Source organism: Methylorubrum sp. Q1 (assembly GCF_004683995.1).
Taxonomy (GTDB): Bacteria; Pseudomonadota; Alphaproteobacteria; order Rhizobiales; family Beijerinckiaceae; genus Methylobacterium.
This window is the reverse complement of the sequence record NZ_SRHQ01000004.1, coordinates 131,217-153,576: the sequence shown is the minus strand read 5'-3', so window position 1 is coordinate 153,576 and position 22,360 is coordinate 131,217. Positions and strand designations below refer to the sequence as shown.

The 22,360-nt window shown below is 68.8% G+C and carries 20 protein-coding genes; 8 read left to right on the top strand and 12 right to left on the bottom strand.

Annotated features, from left to right (window positions below; genetic code table 11):
* Positions 1 to 29: 29 nt before the first annotated feature.
* Both E4V01_RS05950 and E4V01_RS05945 read right to left on the bottom strand, forming a co-directional pair.
* On the bottom strand, positions 30 to 1,025 hold the full coding sequence (locus E4V01_RS05950; protein WP_060769647.1) for a WcbI family polysaccharide biosynthesis putative acetyltransferase: 996 nt from the start codon (positions 1,023 to 1,025) through the stop codon (positions 30 to 32).
* A gap of 8 nt (positions 1,026 to 1,033) precedes the next feature.
* A complete protein-coding gene (locus E4V01_RS05945) occupies positions 1,034 to 1,759 on the bottom strand; it encodes a tyrosine-protein phosphatase (RefSeq protein WP_003598038.1) in 726 nt (241 codons plus the stop codon).
* A gap of 137 nt (positions 1,760 to 1,896) precedes the next feature.
* Between E4V01_RS05945 and E4V01_RS05940 the strand changes: the two genes are divergently transcribed.
* Both E4V01_RS05940 and ppa read left to right on the top strand, forming a co-directional pair.
* Complete coding sequence (locus E4V01_RS05940; RefSeq protein WP_060769646.1) at positions 1,897 to 2,403, top strand: GNAT family N-acetyltransferase; 507 nt, start codon at positions 1,897 to 1,899, stop codon at positions 2,401 to 2,403.
* Between the two features lie 275 nt (positions 2,404 to 2,678).
* Positions 2,679 to 3,218, top strand: coding sequence for an inorganic diphosphatase (gene ppa, locus E4V01_RS05935; protein ID WP_135297711.1), 540 nt, complete (start codon positions 2,679 to 2,681; stop codon positions 3,216 to 3,218).
* A gap of 140 nt (positions 3,219 to 3,358) precedes the next feature.
* Here the strand turns inward: ppa and E4V01_RS05930 are convergent, their stop codons facing one another.
* From E4V01_RS05930 to E4V01_RS25575, 5 genes are all read right to left on the bottom strand, one after another.
* A complete protein-coding gene (locus E4V01_RS05930) occupies positions 3,359 to 3,970 on the bottom strand; it encodes an alpha/beta fold hydrolase (protein ID WP_135297710.1) in 612 nt (203 codons plus the stop codon).
* 132 nt (positions 3,971 to 4,102) lie between these two features.
* Positions 4,103 to 4,825 carry a UMP kinase gene (gene pyrH / locus E4V01_RS05925; RefSeq protein WP_060769644.1) on the bottom strand — a complete coding sequence of 241 codons (723 nt, stop codon included), beginning with the start codon at positions 4,823 to 4,825 and terminating at the stop codon, positions 4,103 to 4,105.
* Between the two features lie 166 nt (positions 4,826 to 4,991).
* Entirely contained in the window at positions 4,992 to 5,912 is a 921-nt protein-coding gene (gene tsf, locus E4V01_RS05920) for a translation elongation factor Ts (protein WP_135297709.1), read from the bottom strand.
* Between the two features lie 144 nt (positions 5,913 to 6,056).
* Positions 6,057 to 7,127, bottom strand: a complete 1,071-nt coding sequence (locus E4V01_RS05915) for a 30S ribosomal protein S2 (protein ID WP_060769642.1) — start codon at positions 7,125 to 7,127, stop codon at positions 6,057 to 6,059.
* Between the two features lie 245 nt (positions 7,128 to 7,372).
* Complete coding sequence (locus E4V01_RS25575; RefSeq protein WP_158509744.1) at positions 7,373 to 7,510, bottom strand: hypothetical protein; 138 nt, start codon at positions 7,508 to 7,510, stop codon at positions 7,373 to 7,375.
* Positions 7,511 to 8,052: 542 nt separating this feature from the next.
* On the opposite strand from E4V01_RS25575, the gene E4V01_RS05910 reads away from it, so the two are divergent.
* Positions 8,053 to 9,438: a collagen-like protein gene (locus E4V01_RS05910; protein ID WP_193763148.1), complete on the top strand. Its 1,386-nt coding sequence runs from the start codon at positions 8,053 to 8,055 to the stop codon at positions 9,436 to 9,438.
* Between the two features lie 147 nt (positions 9,439 to 9,585).
* On the opposite strand, the gene E4V01_RS05905 is transcribed toward E4V01_RS05910, so the two are convergent.
* Entirely contained in the window at positions 9,586 to 11,568 is a 1,983-nt protein-coding gene (locus E4V01_RS05905) for an acyl CoA:acetate/3-ketoacid CoA transferase (RefSeq protein WP_135297707.1), read from the bottom strand.
* Positions 11,569 to 12,008: 440 nt separating this feature from the next.
* On the opposite strand from E4V01_RS05905, the gene E4V01_RS05900 reads away from it, so the two are divergent.
* Together E4V01_RS05900 and E4V01_RS05895 are read left to right on the top strand one after the other, a co-directional pair.
* On the top strand, positions 12,009 to 13,211 hold the full coding sequence (locus E4V01_RS05900) for a pyridoxal phosphate-dependent aminotransferase (protein ID WP_135297706.1): 1,203 nt from the start codon (positions 12,009 to 12,011) through the stop codon (positions 13,209 to 13,211).
* Between the two features lie 436 nt (positions 13,212 to 13,647).
* Positions 13,648 to 13,947: a hypothetical protein gene (locus E4V01_RS05895; RefSeq protein WP_060769638.1), complete on the top strand. Its 300-nt coding sequence runs from the start codon at positions 13,648 to 13,650 to the stop codon at positions 13,945 to 13,947.
* A gap of 13 nt (positions 13,948 to 13,960) precedes the next feature.
* Here E4V01_RS05895 and ppx read toward each other — a convergent pair whose 3' ends face one another.
* From ppx to E4V01_RS05875, 4 genes are all read right to left on the bottom strand, one after another.
* Positions 13,961 to 15,514 (bottom strand): exopolyphosphatase, encoded by a 1,554-nt coding sequence (gene ppx, locus E4V01_RS05890; RefSeq protein WP_135297705.1) that lies wholly within the window; start codon positions 15,512 to 15,514, stop codon positions 13,961 to 13,963.
* A gap of 154 nt (positions 15,515 to 15,668) precedes the next feature.
* Positions 15,669 to 18,035, bottom strand: coding sequence for an RNA degradosome polyphosphate kinase (locus tag E4V01_RS05885; protein WP_135297704.1), 2,367 nt, complete (start codon positions 18,033 to 18,035; stop codon positions 15,669 to 15,671).
* A 138-nt stretch (positions 18,036 to 18,173) separates the two neighbouring features.
* Positions 18,174 to 18,932 carry a hypothetical protein gene (locus E4V01_RS05880; RefSeq protein ID WP_135297703.1) on the bottom strand — a complete coding sequence of 253 codons (759 nt, stop codon included), beginning with the start codon at positions 18,930 to 18,932 and terminating at the stop codon, positions 18,174 to 18,176.
* 122 nt (positions 18,933 to 19,054) lie between these two features.
* Positions 19,055 to 20,167, bottom strand: a complete 1,113-nt coding sequence (locus E4V01_RS05875; RefSeq protein ID WP_135297702.1) for an AI-2E family transporter — start codon at positions 20,165 to 20,167, stop codon at positions 19,055 to 19,057.
* Between the two features lie 76 nt (positions 20,168 to 20,243).
* On the opposite strand from E4V01_RS05875, the gene E4V01_RS25995 reads away from it, so the two are divergent.
* From E4V01_RS25995 to purN, 3 genes are read left to right on the top strand one after another with little or no spacing between them, the layout of a single operon-like run.
* Entirely contained in the window at positions 20,244 to 20,474 is a 231-nt protein-coding gene (locus E4V01_RS25995) for a hypothetical protein (protein ID WP_135297701.1), read from the top strand.
* A complete protein-coding gene (gene purM, locus E4V01_RS05865; protein ID WP_060769634.1) occupies positions 20,471 to 21,538 on the top strand; it encodes a phosphoribosylformylglycinamidine cyclo-ligase in 1,068 nt (355 codons plus the stop codon). The genes E4V01_RS25995 and purM overlap by 4 nt, the downstream gene beginning before the upstream one ends.
* Entirely contained in the window at positions 21,535 to 22,194 is a 660-nt protein-coding gene (gene purN, locus E4V01_RS05860) for a phosphoribosylglycinamide formyltransferase (RefSeq protein WP_135297700.1), read from the top strand. The genes purM and purN overlap by 4 nt, the downstream gene beginning before the upstream one ends.
* Positions 22,195 to 22,360 lie beyond the last annotated feature (166 nt).

The window sequence follows — 22,360 nt, the reverse complement described above, 5'->3', positions numbered from 1 at the left end:
GGTTTGCCCTTTGGGAACCCGTTACGGGCTCAAGCCGCAAACAGCCTGCGGATCTCGGGTGAGGCCGCCCAGTGCTCGATCCGGTGGCAGGTCAGGGTCTCGCGTGGCTGCCGACGGTAGATCGCGAGGCTTTCCGCGACGAAGGCGTCGAGACCGAGCGTCTCGGGCGCTGCGCCCCGGCGCTGGCGGCGCTTGAAGATCGTGGAGCCCGGCAGGCCGTAGAGCATCGCCAGCGGCGGATAGACCGGCCAGATCGCGTCGTCCAAAAGCTCATCCGGCGCGTAGGCCTCGACCGCGACCGGCCGCGGCGCGAGCCCGGCTTCGCGCAGCAGCCGCCCGGCAATGTCGCCCAGCACGTTCAGGCGCGGATGGTTGATGTTGTGCATGAACAGGCCGCCCCGCGACCAGCGCAGCAGATCGCCCGAGAGGTCGAAGCCGATCGCCCGGCTCGACGCGATGAGGTCCGTGGCGGCCAACCCCCAGGCATCGAGATAGCCGAGGCGCGAAAACACGTCCTCGCGGAACAGGCCGACGATCCGCTCCGGCGAGAGCCCCTGGAGAAAGCCGAACAGGGTGATCGCCGAGTGGTAGCTGCCGAGCGGTGACGGCACCAACGTCACCCGCGCCACGGAGGCGAGGTCGCCGACATAGACCGCGTCCGGGTGGAACGCCGTGAAGACGATCGAGGGGAAGAGGCGCATCCGCGGCAGCCGTTCGCGCAGCGCCTCCGAGCCGCCCTCCGGGAAGAAGCCCGTCGGGAAGGGTTGGGAGAAGACGTGGTCGCAATCGCCGAGCGTGGCGGCGAAGGCATCGAGGCTGCGCTCGCGTTTGCCCAGCGTGCTCATCGGGATCAGCCGCACCCGCGCGCCCGGCGCGAGGATGCGCACGGCCTCCGCCACGCCCTTCGCCTGGCAATTGCCGATCACCGCGATCCGGGGACCGTTCAGACCGGCCTCGTCCGACCCGCGCCGGCCGGTCCAGTATGGCGATACGGCCCCGAGCAGCCGGGACAGCCTGAGGGCCAAGGCGGCGCCTACTCGCGCCGCAACAGGCGGTCGACGACGACGTCGGACCAGAAACCGGCACGGAAGTTTTGGGTGATCGCCTGCGGGTCGTAGCTGTGCTCGACCCAATCCAGAAAGCTCTGGCCGCGCGCCTCGCCCTCGCGGAGATAGGTCGCGAAGAACGCGTCGAGAATGCCGGTCTTGGCGAAGCGGAAATGGCCGTAGCGCGGCGAGAGCTGGCGCAAGGCCTCCCGCACCGGCCGGCCCTCGTGCAGGATCAGGAACAGGGTCGCGGCAAGGCCCGCCCGGTCCGCTCCCGACTTGCAGTGCATCACCGCTGGGTATTCGAGGCCGGCGAAGAAGTCGCGCGCCGCCAGCAGCGTCTCGCGGGAGGGCGCCTCGCGCGAGCGCAGCACGAACTCGACGAGGTTCAGCCCCTGCCGCTCGCAGGCCTCGCGCTGGAGGGGCCAGGAGCCGTGCTCACGCCCGCCGCGCAGCGACACGATCGTGCGCACGCCCTGGCGCTTGAACCACGCGAGCTGGTGCGGCGTCGGCTGGGCGGAGCGCCAGACCAGCCCGGTGCCGATCCGGTGCCGATTGAGATAGGCGAGACGGAAGATCCCATGATCGACCAGCAGCATGTTCGCCCAGGCCTTCGCCCGGGAGACGGAGCCGTCGATCGGCCGTTCGAACTTCGCGATGCGGGCCATGCGCCGCGCGTAGCGGGTCTCGGGAGGAAGGAAGCGGTTGAACACGGACGGCTGCGAGAGGCGTGTCGGAGCGTCCCTCTAACAGCCCGCGATTCGGGCGACAACGCACACCGTTTCAGGCCGTTGCCGAACGGCTCGCTTTGCCGTCATCATGCGGCATCGGCTCGCAATCGGACCACACCATGACGACGACCACGGTGAGCATCCGCCGTGCCCGCGCCGCGGACGCGGCCAACCTCTCGGCGATCTTCGACGATGCGTGGCGCGAGGCCTATCAGGGCGTGATTCCAGGGGTCGCCCTGGAGCGTTTCCTGGTCCGGCGCGGACCGGAGACCTGGCGCGAGATGATCGGCGGCGGGCGCGGATTCGCCGTCATCACCTTCGGCGAGCGGATCGCGGGCTACGCCGCCTACGGCCGGGCGCGCGACCGGGGCATGCGGGCGGACGGAGAGATCGACGAACTGTACATCGCCCCGGAGTTCCAGGGGCTCGGGCTCGGCACACGCCTGTTCCGGGCGGTGCGCAACGACCTGATCGACCGCGGGTTCACCCGCATCGGGGTCTGGGCGCTCGCCGACAACGCCCGCGCCTGCGGCTTCTACGAGGGCCTGGGCGGCGTGGCCGGCCCGGAATCGGTCGAGCGTGTCTCCGGCTCCTGCCTGCCGAAGATCGGCTATCTCTTCACCTGATCGCGCCGGGGGGCAAAGTATCGTCACAGACGGTGGTGCGGGCTCCGGAGCCGGCCGCCGCGCGAGGCCGGAATCAGGGGCCGGACGGTGCAAACCAGCGTTTTCCGCCGCGCGATGGCGGAGGACAGGCAACTTGGCCAGAGGGACGATTTCATTTCCCGCTCGCACAATCTAAGACATCGATCGATGGGTGCGGCGTCGTAAGCCGCCCCGCACGATACACCCGCCGGACAGGGCGAAGCGTCCGACGGCCGGATTTCAGAGAGCACAGGCCCATGGACATCAACGCCATCTCGATCGGCAAGAATCCGCCGGACGACGTCAACGTGATCGTCGAAGTGCCGCTCGGCGGCGAGCCGATCAAGTACGAGATGGACAAGGACGCCGGCACGCTCGTCGTCGACCGGTTCCTCTACACGCCGATGTTCTATCCCGGCAATTACGGCTTCATCCCGCACACCCTCTCCGGTGACGGCGATCCCTGCGACGTGCTGGTGGCCAACACCCGCGCGATCATCCCGGGCGCGGTCATCAGCGTGCGCCCGGTCGGCGTTCTGGTGATGGAGGATGACGGCGGCGAGGATGAGAAGATCATCGCCGTGCCCTCGCGCAAGCTGACCCAGCGCTACAACCGCGTCGAGAACTACACCGATCTGCCCGATATCACGATCAGCCAGATCCAGCACTTCTTCGAGCACTACAAGGATCTGGAGCCCGGCAAGTGGGTGAAGGTCGTGCGCTGGGGCGACAAGGCGGAATCCCATCGCCTGATTCTCGAAGGCATCGAGCGCGCGAAGGCCCAGAAGGTCGGCTGATTCGTTCTGGAAAACGGAAGCGGGCCGCGGCGGAGTCCCGATGCGGCCCGGACGGTTTCGGCCGGCGGTCGGGACAACCGCCACGCAGCCCGGTTCTCAAGGGTAGGCGCAATCCCAGCCCGGAACGCAGAACGTCCACCTCAAACGATGGAACCCGTCTCGTTCATGAGATGAGACCTGATTTCCGCTGCGACGGCATCCGTATGCGTTTGAGCAAGGTCGTGCTCTGCGCCGGGAAGAACGCAAAGACGTGCATTCGGGAGAAGGGCCAACAGGCGCTCCCCGACCGCGACAGGACTGATCGGGTCCGAATCGCCCCATAGCAGCAATGTCTGCGCTTCGATCTCCGGAATCCGGCTCGACAGATCACAGACGGTATCGCCGATCCACCGCGCAGCGTTGGGGAAAGCAGCAAAGTAATCAGATCGCCAGTCCGCCCCTCCCAAATCGGCGACCGGCACGCCTCCTGACGTCACGGCCAACACGAGGCGTTCGACCAAGTGGGGCTTCGACAAGGCCAGCTTGATCGCGATCAGGCCGCCCATCGACTGGGCAACGATGCTGACCGGTTCCGTCATCTCACGCTCCACGAGGGCGCCGAGATCGTCTATTCCCGCAATACCCGGCTGTGGTGGTTCTGCGCCCAACCCCGGCCACGAGAGGAACGTGCCTTCCAGCCGGGCCTTGCGGGCGACCGGCTTCCAGAAGGAAGCATGCCCCGAGGCTCCGGGAAGAAAAAGCGTCTTGGGCATGGCTGATGAGGCTCGCTTCCGGCAGCACATCGCGACGGAACCCGGAAGGCCCCGCAGATCGACCTGAGAAGCGTCAGGCGTCCGGACGATATCAGCGGAAACCGCGCCCTGACATGCCGGAGGCTGTGATTGTCAGGGCACCACGCGGGTCGAGACCGAGGCGCCCGTCAGGATCGCGTTGATCGAACTCGGCGCGTGCACCGAGCCCACCACGATGGTGAGGCGGCTCTCCCGCGCCAGGGCGAAGGCAGCGGTGTCCATCACCTTGAGATCGCGGGCAATGGCCTCGTCGTGGGTGATGCGGTCGTAGCGGATCGCCTCCGGATCGCGCTTCGGATCGGCCGAGTACACACCATCCACCTGCGTCGCCTTCAGCACGGCATCGCAGCGCAGCTCCGCCGCGCGCAGGACCGCAGCGGTGTCGGTGGTGAAGTACGGATTGCCCGTGCCGCCCGCGAGCACCACGACCTGCCCCTTGTCGAGGTGATGCAGCGCCGGCTGGCGGGCATAGGTCTCGCAGATGGTCGGCATCGACACCGCCGACATGGTGCGGGCCTGGACGCCCGCGGCATTGAGCGCGGTCTCGATAGCGAGCGAATTCATCACCGTCGCCATCATGCCGAGGGAATCGCCCGTCGCCCGGTCGATCCAGCCGGCCTGGGAGATGCGCGCGCCGCGGATCAGATTGCCGCCGCCGACCACCACCGCGATCTGGATCCCGCCGGAGATCGTGGCCGCGATGTCCTCGGCCAGGGCCGCCAGCATCGGCGGATGCAGCCAGAAGCCGTCGGGGGCGGCCAGGGCCTCCCCGGAGAGTTTGACGAGGACGCGGCGGTAGCTTGTCGTCTCCGACATCGAAGATCCTCGTCGTCTCGGGTTCCGGGCGCCGCGGCTTCTAACAAGACGGGGGGCCGAACGTCGAGGGGCGACGGCATCGCTGCCGCCGCCCCCGTATGACGACCTGTGAGGATCGGTGACGACCGGAGCCGAATCAGGCCCCCGATGCGTCCTCGCCGGGCTTTTAGCGCGACATGCTGGCGACTTCGGCGGCGAAGTCCGGCCCCTCTTCCTTCTCGATGCCCTCGCCCAGCGCGTAGCGGACGAAGCCCTTGATCGCGACCTCGCCGCCGGCCTTGCCCGCGGCCTCCTTGAGGATCTGGGAGACGGTCTTGGAGCCGTCATGAACGAAGGGCTGCTCCAGGAGGGTGACCTCCTTGTAGTAGCTCTTCAGGCCGCTCTCGACGATCTTGGCCATCACGTGGTCCGGCTTGCCGGCGTTCTTCTCGCGCAGGATGTTGCTCTCGCGCTCGACCACCGCCGGATCGACGCCCGAGGCGTCGAGCGCCGTCGGGTTGGTGGCGGCGACGTGCATGGCGATCTGGCGGCCGAGCGTGGAGAGGAACTCGACATCACCCTCGGATTCGAGCGCCACGAGCACGCCGATCTTGCCGAGGCCCTCGTTGATCTGGCCGTGGACGTAGGAGGCGATCACGCCCTTGCTCACTTCGAGCTTGGCGACGCGGCGCAGGGTCATGTTCTCGCCGATGGTGGCGATCAGGTTCGAGAGCTTCTCCTGGACCGTCTCGGACGAGCCGGGGAAGGTCGCGGCCTGGAGTCCTTCCAGGGTGCCGTCGGTGTTCAGCGCGAGCTTGGCGGCCTCGCGGGCGAAGGCCTGGAAGCCGTCGTTGCGGGCGACGAAGTCGGTCTCGGAATTCACCTCGACCAATGCGGCGTGGCGGCCGGCGGACTCGACGGCCACGAGGCCCTCGGCGGCGACGCGGCCGGCCTTCTTGGCGGCCTTGGCGAGACCCTTCTTGCGCAGCCAATCGACCGCCGCTTCGAGGTCGCCGTTGGTCTCGTTGAGCGCGCCCTTGCAATCCATCATGCCGGCGCCGGTCTTTTCGCGAAGCTCTTTCACGAGTGCGGCGGTGATGTTGGCCATGGCGATCCTCTCGAGGTCTTGAAGAGCGGGACTTGAAGAGCGGGTCTTCAAGTGAATGAGCCCGGCGCTCTTTGAAAGCACCGGGCTTTGCAGGAAGATGACGATCGGGCCGCCGGGCGAAAAGCCCGGCGGCGAACGCGGGACTTAAGCCGCGGAAGCCTCGACGAAGGCGCGGGACTGCTCGACCCAACCGTCGCGGGCGAAGCGGCCGTTGAGCTTCAGGTCGGCGTCGAGCTTGGCCACGTCCTCGGGCTGCATGGCGGCGATCTGCCAGTAGTGCCACACGCCGGCATCGTTGAGCTTCTGCACGAGCTGCGGGCCGACACCGTTGAGCTTGGTCAGGTCGTCGGGCGCACCGCGCGGGGCGGCGAGCTGCTCGAAGTGCTCGGTCGACTCGGCGAGCGCGGCGACGTCGGCCGGGGCGATCGCGTCGGAGGCCACGGAGGCCGCAGCGACGTCGTCGTTGGCCGGCGGCAGCTCCTCGGCGGTCGGCTCCTCGGAGGCGCCGATGTCGAGGCCGAGCGCACCCTGGCCGCGGCCGATGCCCTCGATCGCCGCGCGGGCGATGAGGTCGCAGTACAGCGCGATGGCGCGGCCGGCGTCGTCGTTGGCCGGGACGATGTAGGAGATGCCGTCCGGGTTGCAATTGGTGTCGACGATGGCCGCGACCGGGATGCCGAGGCGCTGGGCCTCCTTGATCGCGAGCTGCTCCTTGTTGGTGTCGATCACGAACAGCAGGTCGGGCACGCCGCCCATGTCCTTGATGCCGCCGAGCGCCTTCTCGAGCTTGTCCTTCTCGCGGGTCAGCATGAGGCGCTCCTTCTTGGTGAGGCCGACGGCCCCGCCTTCGAGCGTCTCGTCCACCTTGCGCAGGCGCTGGATCGAGCCGGAGATGGTCTTCCAGTTGGTCAGCATGCCGCCGAGCCAGCGGGAGTTGACGTAGTACTGGGCCGAGCGCTTGGCCGCCTCGGCGATGGAATCCGCCGCCTGGCGCTTGGTGCCGACGAACAGCACGCGGCCGCCGCGGGCGACCGTGTCGCTCACCGCCTGAAGGGCGGCGTGCAGGGCCGGCACGGTCTGGGCGAGGTCGATGATGTGGATGTTGTTACGGGTGCCGAAGATGTAGGGCTGCATCTTCGGGTTCCAGCGGTGCGACTGGTGCCCGAAATGGGCGCCGGCCTCGAGGAGCTGGCGCATAGAGAAATCGACGGCCATGATCTTTGGTCTCTCCGGTTGATACCGCCGCGGAGGAGTAGCTGGCCGAACGGCCGGCCACCGGAAACGCCCCATTCAGGCATGGGGCCGGCTCCGCGTGTGGGATGGGCGGGGCGTTAGCAGATGCGGGCGAAGGACGCAAGGCGAGGCCGGAACCGTGCCCGCGTTCCGGCCCTGATGCTCCGCCGGTCGTCCCTGCCCCGGCCCGCCGATCCGACGCGGCGGTCGCAGCCGCAATCGCCGCCTCAGGCCGCCCTCACCGTGGCGAGGAAGCGGGACATCTCCGCATTCAGGCGCTCGGCCTGCCGGGACAGGTCCCAGGCCGGGTGCAGCACCTGAGACGCCGCCCCGGTCTCCTTGGTCGGAATGCACTTTCGCTGCACCGGTGAAGCATAGTGCTTCGCCCGACAGGGACGACTGCCCCCTTCTTCCGCCCGCGTGAACGGCGGACGCCAACCTCGACGCGGTCGCCTTGCGCGCCGTCTTCCTCGCGGGCGCCGAGGAAAGCGTGCGCCCCGATCTATGTGGGGCAACGCCGCGCTTGCCTGGCGGCTTTTTCAGATCCGGTGTGGGCCTCATCGAAGCTCCGCCAAATACAGTTGCCGTTCCGTCTCAAAAAACATCCGCTTCGTTGGAATAAGCGCACCGCGACATCGCTGTTGCAGCCACGCTACAGCGCATTTCTCCGGCTTATGAGCATAGCCGAGGGACGGGCAAGCTCGCATCCAATCGACACAACTCATTACCAAATTAAGTTGGAATGTTCGACCTTTAATATCTGCGCCGTTGCACACTACGCCCGAAGCAAATGCAGTCATAGAGTGGAATGTGGAGTGACATGGGCCGGCTGACATCCCGAGGACGGCGCGCGCGCCGCGCACTCACGACCGCGACAGGATTCGCGACAGGATTTCTGGGTGCCGCGTTGACGGTGCCGGCTCAGGCCGCGCCGACGAACGAGGAACTCTACGAGATGCTTCGCTCGGTCCAGGCCGAGCAGCAGCGGCTGAAGCGCGAGAACCAGGAAACCAAGGCCGCGCTCATCGAGGCGAGGCAGCGGCTGCGCGTGCTCCAGGGAGCGCCGCGCCCCTCGCCGCCCCGCGCCACCGCCGGAGACCTTCCGGCCCCGATCGGGCGGGCCGCGCCCCTGCGCGCCGTCTCGGGGGTCGTCGGTGCGATCGAGGGCGGGGCCGGTAGCTTCCGGGCGGGAAGCGGCGCCTACGCTGCCGGGTCGCTGGCGTTTCCCATCGGGCAATCTTTCGGATTCCAGGCGGACCTCGCGACGATCGCCCATGGCGGCGACCTCGGACTGGGAGCGGCCGGACATGCCTTCTTCCGCGACCCGACGAAGGGTCTGATCGGCCTCTACGGCTCCGTCGATTACGCGACCGCCCTTCGAAGCTACGGCCTTCAAGACGTCGGCACGACGACCGGCCGCATCGCCGGCGAGGGCGCCCTGTTCCTTGACCGCTTCACGGTCGAGGGCATCGCCGGCTGGCAGCTTGGCGATCGGGCGGAGCGGTTCTTCGATCAGGTCGACGTGGTCTGGTACGCGACGGACGACCTTCGCTTCAGTCTCGGCCATCGCTACGAGAACCGGATCAATTCCGTTGCCGCCGGCGCCGAGTATCTGCTCCCGCTGCTGAGCCCCGTGGGCGTATCGGTCTTCGCCGAGGGCCGCGTCGGAGAGCGCGACTACCGCGCCGGCCTCGGCGGTCTTCGCGTCTATTTCGGCCAGGAAGACAAGTCGCTGCTGCGGCGGCAGCGCGAGGATACGCTCAAGGTGCGCCTGGTCGATCCCTTCGCAGCGCGTCCGAAAGGGTTCCGCGTCGTTCCGGCGGTCGGCCCGCAGGGTCCGGCCGGGCCACAAGGCGCGACCGGCGCGCAAGGGCCGACGGGGGCACAGGGGACCCCCGGTGCGACTGGAGCGCAAGGGCCGACCGGGGCACAGGGGACCCCCGGTGCGACTGGAGCGCAAGGGCCGACCGGGGCACAGGGGGCGCCTGGCGCAACCGGGGCACAAGGACCGACCGGGGCACAGGGCGTGGCCGGAGGACAGGGGCCGACCGGCGCGACAGGGACAGCGGGTGCGCCCGGCGCGACAGGGCCGCAGGGACCGGCCGGAGTGCAAGGAGTGGCCGGACCGCAAGGGCCGACGGGCGCAACCGGGGCGCAGGGTCCAACAGGGCCGACCGGGCCGCAAGGGCCGACGGGCGCAACCGGGGCGCAGGGACCGCAGGGTCCAACAGGGCCGCAAGGGCCGGAGGGACCGCCCGGAGAGGGAGGGGTCTTCCCTTTCCCTCCCGTTTAAGGAGCGCCCGGCGCCGGGCCGAGCACCGGTTCGGTGGCGAAGGGCGCGTCGAACGAGGAGCGCGCGACGAGCAAGGCCGCCCCCGGGGGCGGCCTTGCACAATCCGGGTGCGACCGACCGTGGCGGCGCCCCCGAAACCGGCCGCGCTCAGGCGGCGGAGGCCACCGCCGGCGAGATCATCTTGCGCGCCTTCTTGTCCTCGGTGGTGCCGAGGAAGGCCTGGGCCTCCTCCTTGCGCTCGAAGACGTGGGGGGCGACGCCGCGCTTGGTCAGCGCCTCCTCCATCTTGAGGCGCAGGAAGGCGCTGGTCGCGTAACGCGTCGTCGTCGCGTAGTAGTTCGCCTGGAGATATTGGATCATCCCGGCATAGTCGTCGTAGAGGTTCTCGTTGAGCCGGAAGCCGTCGTGGTTGATCACGGCGTTGACCCGCTGCCCGGCCTTGCGGCAGGCGTCGACGATGGTCATGCGCAGCTCGTCCATGTCGCTCTTCACCCGGCAGTACCAGCCTTCCAGGTTGATGAAGAGGATGTTGCGCTCGGCATCCAGGCTGACGCGCGACTTGAGGTCGAGGTTGAGCAGATCCGAGATCAGCTCCATCGGATCCTCGCGGAAGATGCGCGGATCCATCGGCACCGGGTTCCGCACGATCGGCGCGAAATCCATGTGGGCGAGGATGTCGCGCTCGATGTCGATGCCCGGCGCCACCTCGATCAGTTCGAGCCCCTCTTTCGTGAGCTGGAAGACGCAGCGCTCGGTGACGTAGATCACCGGCTGCGAGCGCTCGACCGCGTAGGGGCCCGAGAAGGTATTCTGCTGCACTTGCGTCACGAATTTGCGGGCGCGGCCCTCGGTGACGATCGTCACCTGACCGTCCTGCACCGCGATCTCCAGGCCGCCCGCGGTAAAGGTGCCGGCGAAGACGACCGAGCGGGCATTCTGCGAGATGTTGATGAAGCCGCCGCAGCCGTTGAGCTTGCCCCCGAACTTCGAGGTGTTGACGTTGCCGGCGCCGTCGCACTCGGCCATGCCGAGGCAGGTCATGTCGAGGCCGCCGCCGTCGTAGAAGTCGAACATCTGGTTCTGGTCGATGATGCAGTCGGCGTTCGTCGCGGCGCCGAAGCTCGAGCCCGAGGCCAGCACGCCGCCGACCGCGCCCGCTTCCGTCGTCAGGGTGATGTAGGGGGTGATCTTCTCCTCGTTCGCCACGGAGGAGATGCCCTCGGGCGCGCCGACGCCGAGATTGACCACGCCGTTGGGCGGCAGTTCGAAGGCGGCGCGGCGGGCGATGATCTTGCGCTCGTTGAGCGGCATCCGCTTGATGCCGGTGACGGGCACGCGGATCTCGCCCGCGAGGGCGGCGTCGTACATCACGCCGTAATTCATCCGGTGCATCTCGGGCTCGGCCACGACGACGCAGTCCACGAGGATGCCGGGCACCCGCACGTCCTTGGGCAGCAGGTAGCCGTCATCGACGATGCGCTCGACCTGGGCGATGACGATGCCGCCGTTGTTGCGCGCGGCCATGGCCTGGGCGAGGCAATCGAGGGTCAGCGCCTCCTTCTCGAAGGAGAGGTTGCCCGACGGGTCGGCGGAGGTGGCGCGGATGAAGGCCACGTCGATCTTGGTGGCGGTGTAGAACAGCCACTCCTCGCCATCGACCTCGACGAGCTTGACGATATCCTCGGTGGTCAGCTCGTTGACCTTGGCGCCGCCGTGGCGCGGATCGACATAGGTCTTCAGGCCGACCTTCGAGAACAAACCCGGCTGGCCGGCGGCGCAGGCGCGGTAGAGCTGCGAGATCACGCCCTGGGGCAAGTTGTAGCCGCGGATCAGGTTGGCCTGCGCCGCCTGCGCGACCTTCGGCATGCGCCCGAAATTGGCGGCGATGACGCGGGAGAGAAGCCCGTCGTGATGCAGGCGACCGGTGCCCAGCCCTTTGCTGTCGCCCGCGCCCGCAGTCATGATCAGGGTCAGGCCACGCGGCGAACCGGTGTCGACGAAGCGCTTCTCCAACGCCGCGTGCAGCGCCTCCGGGATGCAGCTCTGGACGAAGCCGGTCGTGGTGAGGACGTCGTTCTCGCGAATCAGCGCGATCGCTTCCTCGGCCGTGATGACCTTGTTCTTCTTCATAGGGCCCGCCGTCCTCCACTTTCCTGGCTCGGCCGGACGGTACCGCCCGCCTCTTGCCGCTTCCGCCTGGAATATTGTCGGCCGCCCCTGTGAGGCCGGACAAGTCCCGGCCTCACAGGGGCGGCTGAATTCTGCATACAATTATCGTTGCAGTGCATCGATGTGCTGACGCACCGCAAGAAACTGCACGTCTTGTCTGTGACAATACCCGAAAACCTTCCCAGGATACGCCTGAAAAACACTTCGTTCCAGATTGAGAAAAATTGCAGGTGGTCTCTGACGGGCCGCGGCACCGGAGATGCCTCCTGCGACCGGAGGGATTGGGAAGCAGCCTCCCGCCTGCCGCGCTTGCTCGTGCCGCGGCGCGTGATTACGAGAGCCGCGAGACCCGGACCATCTTTCGGGCCGCCGCACACTCGAAGACCTTTCGGAGATCTCCCATGGGCTTTCTCGCCGACGCCCTCTCGCGGGTGAAGCCGTCCGCGACCATCGCGATGACCCAGAAGGCGCGCGAGCTGAAAGCCTCGGGCGTCGATGTCATCAGCCTCTCGGTCGGCGAGCCGGATTTCGACACGCCCGACCACATCAAGGAGGCGGCGATCGACGCGATCCGCCGCGGCGAGACCAAGTACCCGCCCGTCTCCGGCATCAACCCGCTGCGCGAGGCGATCGTCAAGAAGTTCAAGCGCGAGAACGGGCTCGACTACAAGGTCTCGCAGACCATCGTCGGCACCGGCGGCAAGCACGTCATCTACAACGCGCTGCTGGCCACCCTGAACCCCGGCGACGAGGTGGTGATCCCCCGCCCCTACTGGGTGTCCTACCCGGAGATGGTGGTGCTGTGCGGCGGCACGCCGGTCTTCGCCGAGACCGACATGGCGCACGATTTCAAGCTCCAGCCGGAGGAGCTGGAGCGCGTCATCACGGGCAAGACCAAGTGGATCATCCTCAACTCGCCGTCGAACCCGTCGGGTGCCGCCTACACCCGTGACGAGATGAAGAAGATCACCGACGTGCTGATGCGCCATCCGCAGGTCTGGGTGCTCACCGACGACATGTACGAGCACCTGACCTACGGCGACTTCGCGTTCGTCACCCCGGCCCAGGTCGAGCCCGGCCTGTACGAGCGCACGCTGACCATGAACGGCGTCTCGAAGGCCTATGCCATGACCGGCTGGCGCATCGGCTACGCCGCCGGCCCCGAGCAGCTCATCAAGGCGATGGACTTCGTCCAGGGCCAGCAGACCTCGGGCGCCTCCTCGATCTCGCAATGGGCGGCGGTGGCCGCGCTCGACGGCACGCAGGAGCACCTCGCGCGCTTCAAGGCGGCGTTCCAGGAGCGGCGCGACCTCGTGGTCTCGATGCTCAATCAAACCAACGGCCTGAAATGCCCGGTGCCGGAGGGCGCGTTCTACGTCTACCCGTCCTGCGCCGAGCTGATCGGCAAGACGACCGAGACCGGCAAGACCCTCGGCTCGGACGAGGACTTCGTCACCGAGCTGCTCCAGGCGGAGGGCGTCGCCGCGGTCCACGGCTCGGCCTTCGGCCTGGGCCCCAACCTGCGCATCTCCTACGCCACCTCCAACAAGACCCTGGAGGAGGCCTGCCGCCGCATCCAGCGCTTCTGCGGCTCGCTGCGGTAGGCGGTCCTTCGGGGCAAAGCGTCGCCCGACGGGCAGCGGCGTCACGGCGCGGTTGCCGTCGGCGGCGCAGGCCTCTACATCGGCCCTCCCCGCGGCCGATGCGCCCGATGGTTTCGCGAGCCCTCTCGGGCCTGCGTGGTGGCGGGGCCGGCAGTGACGGGGCGGTGCGGACCAGTTCTCTGCGCCGTTCCTGTGACGCTCAGTGGGCCGAGCGGCTGCAGGTGCGTCGGGAGCGCGGGGAACAGGAACCGCGACCCCGGCGCAAGGCCCACCTACCTGAATTCCCTCGCCCGAATTCCCTTGACCCCAGACCGGCACGCGTCCGGTCCGGGGCCGGGCCTGGGATATCGGCGAGCGAAGCGTTAACGGTCTTTCTCAAGGGAAAGCGAACCGCTCGTGGGCGATTTATCGCAGACCATCGCCTAAAGGTCGCACCATGTCTCAGGTCGCCAGAGCCCGCACGTCCGCCCGCCAGTATCTGCCGGAATCGAAGCTCGACGACCTCGCCAGCAGCCTGAGACGCCTCGCCAACCATCGCGGTCTCGTCCGCAGCGAGATTGCCAGCCCGATGCTGCTGCGCCTTCTGCCGCCGCCGCGGCGGGTCGAGGATAAGAAGTACGAGGCCGATCTGCGCCAGCGCCTCACGGATGCCAACCTCGACGGGCCGCGCATCGCCTATTTGATGGCCGATGCCGAGCGGGAAATCGCGGTCGCGCATACCCGTCTGTCGGGCTGAACCAGAAGCCGGCTCAGCCGATCTCGACCCGCCCGTCGAGCCCGACGACGCGACCCAGGCCACGGACGCGGCTGAGCAAGCGTTCGCCGTTGAGTTCGGCCCATTCGGCGGGCAGGCGCAGCACCACCTTGCCGTCCTCCACCACGAGCGGCATCCGCTTGAGCGGGCCCGCCATCCCGGCCGAGACCGGGAAGGCGACGCGCATGAGCGCCCCGACGAGGCGGGCGCGGTCGAACAGGCGCGGGCCGGCGAGCGCCCGCAGGGTCGGGCTCGCCTTTTCCGGCGCGACGCCCTCGTGTCGGAAATAGCCCGATAGAGCGAGGTAGGCACGACCGGGATGGTCGATGCCGGCGAAGGCTGCGTTGGCGAGCACGTTGAGGCTCTGCTCGCCGCGGTAATCGGGATGCGCCCGCCAGCCGATATCGGAGAGCAGGCAGGCGGCGTGGCGCAGGCGACGCTCGCCCGCGGTCTCGGGACCGTCCAGGCTGGTGATGAACTGGTCGGTCCATTCGCGCAGCTCGTCGCCGTGGCCGGGCGAGCGGGCGCGCTGCACGTTCAACTCTCGCGCCGAGACGATCAGCGGATCGGTCAGACGCGTTTCGCGGTCGAGCTGCTCGAACAGCAGGCCCTCGCGCACGCCGAAGGCGGAAATCGCGATCTCGCGCGGACGGCCCGCCCGAATGATCTCTTCGAGCACCACCGCACCGAAGGCCAGCAGCGGCCGGCGCGCCTCGGCGATGGTCTCGACCTCCTGCAGGGTCGCGGCGTCGCTCGCCTCGACCATTTCGAGGAAGCTCAGCTCGTCGGAGGGCTCCACCGCGTAGCCGTGCATGACGTGGAGCGGATAATCGCGGGCGGCCTGATGCAGCCGGGCCAGCGCCCGCCACGTGCCGCCGACCGCGTAAAAGGTGCGCCCGCGCAAGGTGTCGAGCTGCGGCTCGGCCTTCTTCAGATGCTCGCGGGCGATCTTGCGCGCCTTCTTGAGCGAGCCCTCGGAGAGATCCTGAAGCGCCAGCCCGCCGAGCGGCATGGTCACGCCCTGGCCGACCGTGGTGCCGTTGACGTCGACGAGTTCGAGCGAGCCGCCGCCGAGGTCGCCGACCACGCCATCGGGCGCGTAGAAGCCGGAGACGACGCCGAGCGCCGACAACTCGGCCTCGCGCCGGCCGGAGAGAAGCTGGATCTCCTGGCCGAGTGCCTCGCGCGCGGCGTCCAGGAAGGCCGGGCCGTTGGCCGCATCCCGCGCGGCGGCGGTCGCCAGGACGAAGATGCGCGAGACCCGCATCGTATCGCACAGGACGCGGAAGCGGCGGAGCGCCGTAAGCGCCCGCTGCACGGAATCCTCGTTGAGGCGGCCCGTGGAGAAGACGCTGCGGCCGAGCCCGCACAGCACCTTCTCATTATAGAGCGGCGTCGAGGCGCGCTGGAGCCCGTCATAGGCGACGAGCCGCACCGAATTCGAGCCGATATCGATGATCGCGACGGGATCGAACGTCATGCCAGTCATCACCGGAGCCGGCCGTTCGGCGGAGTGGGCGAGCGTCAGGTGAGGACGTGTCGGACCCATGGCAGCCCCCTCTCAGGGAAGCACCCCGCGCAAGGGGCGCTCACGATGGTGCAGGGGCGGAAGCCGCCCGAACACTCACGAAAGTCGCGGACCGGAAACCGGCCGAGCACTTAGGATAGTACCGGGCCGGAAACCGGCCCGGTGCAGGCCGTGGTCAGGACCGCTGGGCGCGGCGGCTGAGCGCCCGCGGGCTCGACTTCTTCGATGACTTTCCGCGCCCGGACAGGCTCGGATTCGTCATGAAATACTTGTGCGCATTGAACGGTTCCTCCCCGTCCGCAGGGCTGATCCGCTCGCTCGCACCCGATGCCAGTACACGCCAGCTCTGCCGGTTGTCGAGAAGATTGGCCAGCATGATCTGATCGAGCACCTGCTGATGCACAGTCGGATTGGTGATCGGCAGCAGGGATTCGACCCGCCGGTCGAGGTTGCGCTGCATCAGGTCGGCCGAGGAAATGTAGAGGGTGGCCTTCGGGTGCGGCAGCCCGGCGCCGTTGCCGAAGGCGTAGACGCGCTCGTGCTCGAGGAAGCGCCCGACGATCGACTTGACCCGGATCGTGTCGGACAGCCCCGGAATGCCCGGCCGCAGGCAGCAGATGCCGCGCACGATGCAATCGATCTGCACGCCCTCCTGGCTGGCATCGTAGAGCGCATCGATGATCTGGCTGTCGACCAGGGAGTTGCACTTGATCCAGATCGCCGCCGGGCGTCCGGCCTTGGCGTGGGCGATCTCCTCCTCGATGTGCTGCAAGAGGCGCGGCTTCAGGGTCAGCGGCGAGACCGCCATGCGCTCCAGTTCCGCCGGCTCGGCGTAGCCGGTGATGAAGTTGAAGATGCGCGAGACGTCCCGGGCGATGGCCGGATCGGCGGTGAAGAAGGACAGGTCGGTGTAGATGCGCGCGGTGATGGGGTGATAGTTGCCGGTGCCGACATGGCAGTAGGTGACAAGGCGGTCGCCCTCACGGCGTACGACCATCGACAACTTGGCGTGGGTCTTCAGCTCGACGAAGCCGAACACCACCTGCGCGCCCGCCTTCTCGAGGTTGCGCGCCCAGCGGATATTGGCCTCCTCGTCGAACCGGGCCTTCAGTTCGACCAGTGCGGTGACGGACTTGCCGGCCTCCGCCGCCTCCGCGAGTGCGGCCACGATCGGCGAGTTCGATGAGGTGCGGTAGAGCGTCTGCTTGATCGCCACGACGTTCGGATCGCGGGCGGCCTGGGCCAGGAACTGCACCACCGAGTCGAACGACTCGTAGGGGTGGTGGACGATGAAATCCTTCTGGCGGATCGCCGCGAAGACGTCGCCGCCCGATTCACGGATGCGCTCGGGGAAGCGCGGATTGTAGGGCTTGAACTTGAGGTCCGGCCGGTCGACCCCGACGATCTGCGACAGCTCGTTGAGCGCCAGCATCCCCTCGACCACGAAGACCGAGTCCGGCGCCATCTCCAGCTCGTCGGCGACGAAGGCGCGCAACTCCTCCGTCATGCCCGCCTCGACCTCCAGGCGGATGACGACGCCGCGGCGGCGGCGCTTGATCGCCGATTCGAAGTGCAGGACGAGGTCTTCCGCCTCCTCCTCGATCTCCAGATCGGAGTCGCGCACGACGCGGAAGGCGCCCTGCCCCTTCAGCGAGTAGCCGGGGAAGAGCCGGCTCGCGTATTTCGCGATCACCTGCTCGATGGCGATGAAGCGGGCGGTGCCGTCGCCGCTGACCTCGGGCAGGCGCACGAACCGGTCGAGCAGGGACGGCAGACGGATCAGGGCGCGCAGGGTGCGCCCGTCACGGGGCCGCACCATCATCAGCGCGACGGTGAAGCCGAGATTGGGGATGAACGGGAAAGGGTGGGCCGGATCGATCGCGAGCGGCGTCAGCACCGGGAAGATGTAGGTGAGGAAATAGTCGTCGAGCCAAGCAAGGTGCTCCGCCGACAGCTCTGCCGGCTCCGCGAGGTGGATGCCGTTGCCGTTCAGCTCCTCGCGCAGCGCGCGCCAGCGATCCTGCTGGTCCAGCGCCAGCCGCGAGACTTCCGTGCCGATGCGGGCGAGCTGCTCGGACGGGGTCAGGCCGTCCTGCGAGGGCACGACGAGGCCGGCGCGGACCTGATCGTGCAGGCCGGCGACACGCACCATGAAGAACTCGTCCAGATTGTTGGCCGAGATCGAGAGGAAGCGGAGCTGCTCCAGCAGCGGATGGTTGGGGTTGGAGGATTCCTCCAGAACCCGGCGGTTGAACTGGAGCCAGGACAGCTCACGGTTCACGAACCGCTCGGGCGAGTGGCGGAGCGATCGCCCTGCCTCCAGCACCGGCTCGCGGGCGGCCTCGGCCGCATCGCTCTCCGCCTTGGCATCGGCCTCCGACGGCTTCTCGGCGGCCTTCTCCGCCGCGAGGATGCGGGCGGCGCGAGCAGTCCGGGCGCGGGCGGATTCGCTGCGCACACCCCGCTCGGTGGCGAGGCTGGTCTCTTCGGTCTCGGTCGCCTCTGTATCCCGGGCGACGACATCCGACTCCACTTCCGACAACGCCCTGGCTCCCTTCCGCTCCGAAGCGCGTCCGGTCACGATGCGACCGGTGACGACTCCACCCCTTGCAGTGCTGCGCGGCTCCCTAACATAGGGCGGCCGAACCGGTTTGACGGTTTCGTGACGCCGGCGGCCGACTCACGACCCTCCCGCGGCCTCTTCCTCTTCGCCGCCCCCCTCTTCCGCTTCCTGACCCGCGCCTCCCCCGTCGGCGGCTTCCATCCGGTCGAGGACGGCGAGCGCGAGCGGCCGGGTGATGCGGCGGCGGCGGCCGAGCGCGTCGCGGTCGAGTTCGGCCACGACTTCGCGGACGCGGGCGAGCGAGCGGTCGATGCGCAGGGCCATGGCATCGACCACCGAGGTGTCGATGCCGAGCTGCCGGTCGGCGAACAGCTTGACGATCACCGCCTTCAGGAGCGCGTCGTCCGGCTGGCCGATCTCGGCGCCGGGCGCGAGCCGGAGCCGCGAGCGCAGGTCGGCGACCTTGAGTCCGAAGCCGTCCACCGGTCCGCAGGCCGTGAGCAGCACCGGAAAGCGGCGCTCGCGCGCGAGGTTGAGCAGATGGAACAGGGCCGCCTCGTCGCGGCCCGCCGCGCGGTCCACGTCCTCGACCACGAGGGCGCCGTTGGAAATCAGATGCGACACGCGGTCCATCGCGACGTCCGCGGCAGGGACCGTCCAGGCTTGCGCCCGCGTCGCCCAGATCGAGGCGAGATGGCTCTTGCCGCTGCCGGGCGGGCCGCGGAGCAGGAACACGGTGTCCGGCCAGTCAGGCCACGCCTCGATCAGGGCGTAGGCCTCCTCGTTGGAGGGGCTGACGAGGAAATCCTCGGCGCCGTAGCGCGGATCGAGCGGCAGGTCGAAGGTGAGCTGCTTCGGGGGTTCCGTGTCGCGCATCCTCGCACCTTACACCAAGTTGCTCGACACGAGTCGGGAGACGAGCGCCCGGCGAACGCCCGCACTGCCTCCGGCTATCGGGAAGGGTCGTCGGCGCGGGATTCTCCGCCGCCGCCGCGCGATCAATCGCGGGCGGGCAGCGTCGAGTTCCCCGACTCCCCGATCAGCAGCGGCCCGTCGCCCCGGTAGAGCTTGCTCTCCAGATAGCGCTCGATGCCGAAGCGCACGACGACACCGATCGAGGCGGCGACCGGCACCGCGAGCAGGAGCCCAAGGAAGCCGAACAGCGAGCCGAAGGCGAGGAGCGCGAACATCAGCCAGACCGGGTGGAGGCCGACCGAATCGCCCACGAGCTTGGGCGAGATCACGTTGCCTTCGAGGAACTGCCCGACGAGGAACACCCCGACGGTCAGCCCGATATGCAGCCAGTCCCCGCTGGGCCACCACTGCACCAGGGCGACGCCGACCGAGAGCAGGAAGCCGGTGAGCGTGCCGACATAGGGGATGAAGGTGAGGAAGCCCGAGATCATCCCGATCAGGACGCCGAAGTTCAGCCCGACGAAGAACAGGCCGATCGCGTAGAACGAGCCGAGGATCAGGCAGACGAGACTCTGGCCGCGCACGAAGCCGGTCACCGCCCCGTCGATCTCGCCCGCGAGCCGCCGCGCCGTCGGACGGTGGCGCGGAGGCACCCAACCGTCGAGGGCGGCGATCATCCGGTCCCAGTCGTGCAGCACGTAGAAGGCGACGACCGGCGTGACGACGAGCAGCGAGGCGATGGAGACGAGCGCCTGGCTCCCGGTCCAGAGCGACTTGAGGAAGGCCAGGAACCACGTACCGCCCTGCCCGACCAGCGTGCCGACGGAGGATTGCAGCTCGTTGACGACCTCGGCCCCGCCGATGCGCTGGAGCAGCGGCCCGGCCCGCTCCACGAGGATGCTCTGCAACCGCCCGACCATGCCCGGCAGGGCGTTGACGAGCGAGGCGATCTGCCCGGCGATCAGTGGCACAACGATGATGAGCACCACCACGAGCCCGACGACGAAGCCCGCCAGGATCAGCAGGGTCGCGGCGAGCCGGCCGAGGCCGAGCCGCTCCAGCCGGTCGGCCAGCGGATCGAGCAGATAGGCCAGTGCCAGCCCCGCCACGAACGGCAGCATCACCTCGCGCAGCTCGTAGAGCAGGAAGACGACGACCGCGAGGATCGACAGCCCGATGATTGCCCGCCCACGCATCGAGATGCCGTCCCCCGTCAATCCGTCCGGCGCGGACAGTGGGAAGCGGGGCGCGCCCGGTCAAGGCGGACCTCGCATGGCGGAGCTTGCCGCGCGCAGCGGGAAGGCGTTCGATCACCGCCTCGCCTCGAACGACTCGGGCACCATGGCAACCGGGGCCACCGATCGAGGCGCTTTTCGCCCAGGGGCCGGAATGATGCTGTGCCCGAACATGCCGCCCCGCGCCGGTGACAGTGGCCAATCGCGCCGCGATGTGGCAGCGGGTTTTGGCATGACCAGCGATTACCGGACGACGGGGCGGCGATGACGGCGCAGGACGGAAACGGGCTCACCTACGCGCAGGCCGGCGTCGACATCGACGCGGGCAACGCGCTCGTCGAGACGATCAAGCCGCTGGTGCGCGCCACCCGCCGGCCGGGGGCGGATGCCGAGATCGGCGGCTTCGGCGGCCTGTTCGACCTCAAGGCGGCCGGCTTCAAGGACGCGATCCTGGTCGCCGCCAATGACGGCGTCGGCACCAAGGTGAAGATCGCCATCGAGACCGGACGCCACCACACGATCGGCATCGACCTCGTGGCGATGTGCGTCAACGACATCATCGTGCAGGGCGCCGAACCGCTGTTCTTCCTCGACTATTACGCCACCGGAAAGCTGGTGCCCGGCGTCGGCGCCGACATCGTGCGCGGCATCGCCGAGGGCTGCCGGCAGGCGGGCTGCGCGCTGATCGGCGGCGAGACCGCCGAGATGCCGGGCCTCTACGACGGCGCCGACTACGATCTCGCCGGGTTCTCGGTGGGCGCGGCCGAGCGCGGCACGCTGCTGCCGCGCCCCGGCATCCTGCCCGGCGACGTCGTGCTCGGCCTGCCCTCCTCGGGCGTCCACTCGAACGGGTTCTCGCTGGTGCGGCGGATCGTGGCCAAGACCGGCCTCGGCTACGACGCCGACGCGCCGTTCGCGCCCGGCCGCAGCCTCGGCGAGGCGCTGCTGGAGCCGACCCGGATCTACGTGAAGCCGCTGCTCGCCGCCCTGAAGCGGGCCGGCGGCATCCGGGCGCTCGCCCACATCACCGGCGGCGGCTTCCCCGACAACCTCCCCCGCGTCCTGCCCGACGGCGTCGGCATCGCCATCGACCTCTCGGCCATCGCCGTGCCGCCGGTCTTCGGCTGGCTCGCGCGCGAGGGCGGGGTCGCGCAAGCGGAGATGCTGCGCACCTTCAACTGCGGCATCGGCATGGTGGTGGTCGCCGCCGCCGACGCGGCCGACGCCGTGGCGGACGCGTTGACCGAGGCCGGCGAGGCGCCGGTCCGGCTCGGGCACATCACCGAGCGCGGGGCGGAAGCCGTGACCTTCACGGGGCAACTCGCCCTGTGAGCGCTCCGACCCCGAAGAAGCGCGTCGCGATCCTCATCTCGGGTCGCGGCTCGAACATGGTCTCGCTGATCGAGGCGGCACGCGCGCCGGACTATCCGGCCGAGATCGTGCTCGTGCTCTCGAACCGCCCCGACGCCGCCGGCCTCGACCGCGCGCGGGCGGCGGGCATCCGGGCCCACGCCATCGACCACAAGGCATTCCCCGATCGCGCCCGCTTCGACGCCGCGCTCCAGGCGGAACTGGACGAAGCGGGCATCGAGCTGATCGTACTCGCCGGTTTCATGCGCATCCTCACCGACGCCTTCGTCGAGGCTTGGGGTGGCCGGATGATCAACATTCACCCCTCGCTGCTGCCGCTGTTCAAGGGCACGCACACCCATGAGCGCGCGCTGGAAGCGGGCGTGCGCCTGCATGGCTGCACGGTGCATTACGTCGTGCCGGAACTCGATGCCGGCCCGATCGTGGCCCAGGCCGCCGTGCCGGTGCTGCCGGGCGACGACGCCGACACGCTGAGCGCCCGCGTGATCGTTCAGGAGCACCGGCTCTACCCGGCAGCGCTGGCCCTGATCGCGGGCGGCGGCGCCGCGTTGGAAGGAGGCCGCGTGCGCTTCACGGCGCAAGCGCGCGACGCCGGATCGGCGATCCTATCGCTCTGAACGCAGCTTCGATCGCACCACTCCACCTCCCACCCTCATCCTGAGGTGCCGCGAAGCGGCCTCGAAGGGTGCTCCCGTGCCCGCCCGATCCCTGGACGATCCTTCGAGGGCCACGCTCCGCGCCGCCACCTCGGGATGAGATCGAGGATCGGATGGGAGCGGCCGG

Coding starts and splice junctions, on each gene's coding strand:
- E4V01_RS05940 (WP_060769646.1), top strand. CDS start 1,897: ATGACGACGACCACGGTGAGCATCCGCCGTGCCCGCGCCGCGGACGCG.
- ppa (WP_135297711.1), top strand. CDS start 2,679: ATGGACATCAACGCCATCTCGATCGGCAAGAATCCGCCGGACGACGTC.
- E4V01_RS05930 (WP_135297710.1), bottom strand. CDS start 3,970: ATGCCCAAGACGCTTTTTCTTCCCGGAGCCTCGGGGCATGCTTCCTTC.
- pyrH (WP_060769644.1), bottom strand. CDS start 4,825: ATGTCGGAGACGACAAGCTACCGCCGCGTCCTCGTCAAACTCTCCGGG.
- tsf (WP_135297709.1), bottom strand. CDS start 5,912: ATGGCCAACATCACCGCCGCACTCGTGAAAGAGCTTCGCGAAAAGACC.
- E4V01_RS05915 (WP_060769642.1), bottom strand. CDS start 7,127: ATGGCCGTCGATTTCTCTATGCGCCAGCTCCTCGAGGCCGGCGCCCAT.
- E4V01_RS05905 (WP_135297707.1), bottom strand. CDS start 11,568: ATGAAGAAGAACAAGGTCATCACGGCCGAGGAAGCGATCGCGCTGATT.
- E4V01_RS05900 (WP_135297706.1), top strand. CDS start 12,009: ATGGGCTTTCTCGCCGACGCCCTCTCGCGGGTGAAGCCGTCCGCGACC.
- E4V01_RS05895 (WP_060769638.1), top strand. CDS start 13,648: ATGTCTCAGGTCGCCAGAGCCCGCACGTCCGCCCGCCAGTATCTGCCG.
- ppx (WP_135297705.1), bottom strand. CDS start 15,514: ATGGGTCCGACACGTCCTCACCTGACGCTCGCCCACTCCGCCGAACGG.
- E4V01_RS05880 (WP_135297703.1), bottom strand. CDS start 18,932: ATGCGCGACACGGAACCCCCGAAGCAGCTCACCTTCGACCTGCCGCTC.
- E4V01_RS05875 (WP_135297702.1), bottom strand. CDS start 20,167: ATGCGTGGGCGGGCAATCATCGGGCTGTCGATCCTCGCGGTCGTCGTC.
- E4V01_RS25995 (WP_135297701.1), top strand. CDS start 20,244: ATGGCGGAGCTTGCCGCGCGCAGCGGGAAGGCGTTCGATCACCGCCTC.
- purM (WP_060769634.1), top strand. CDS start 20,471: ATGACGGCGCAGGACGGAAACGGGCTCACCTACGCGCAGGCCGGCGTC.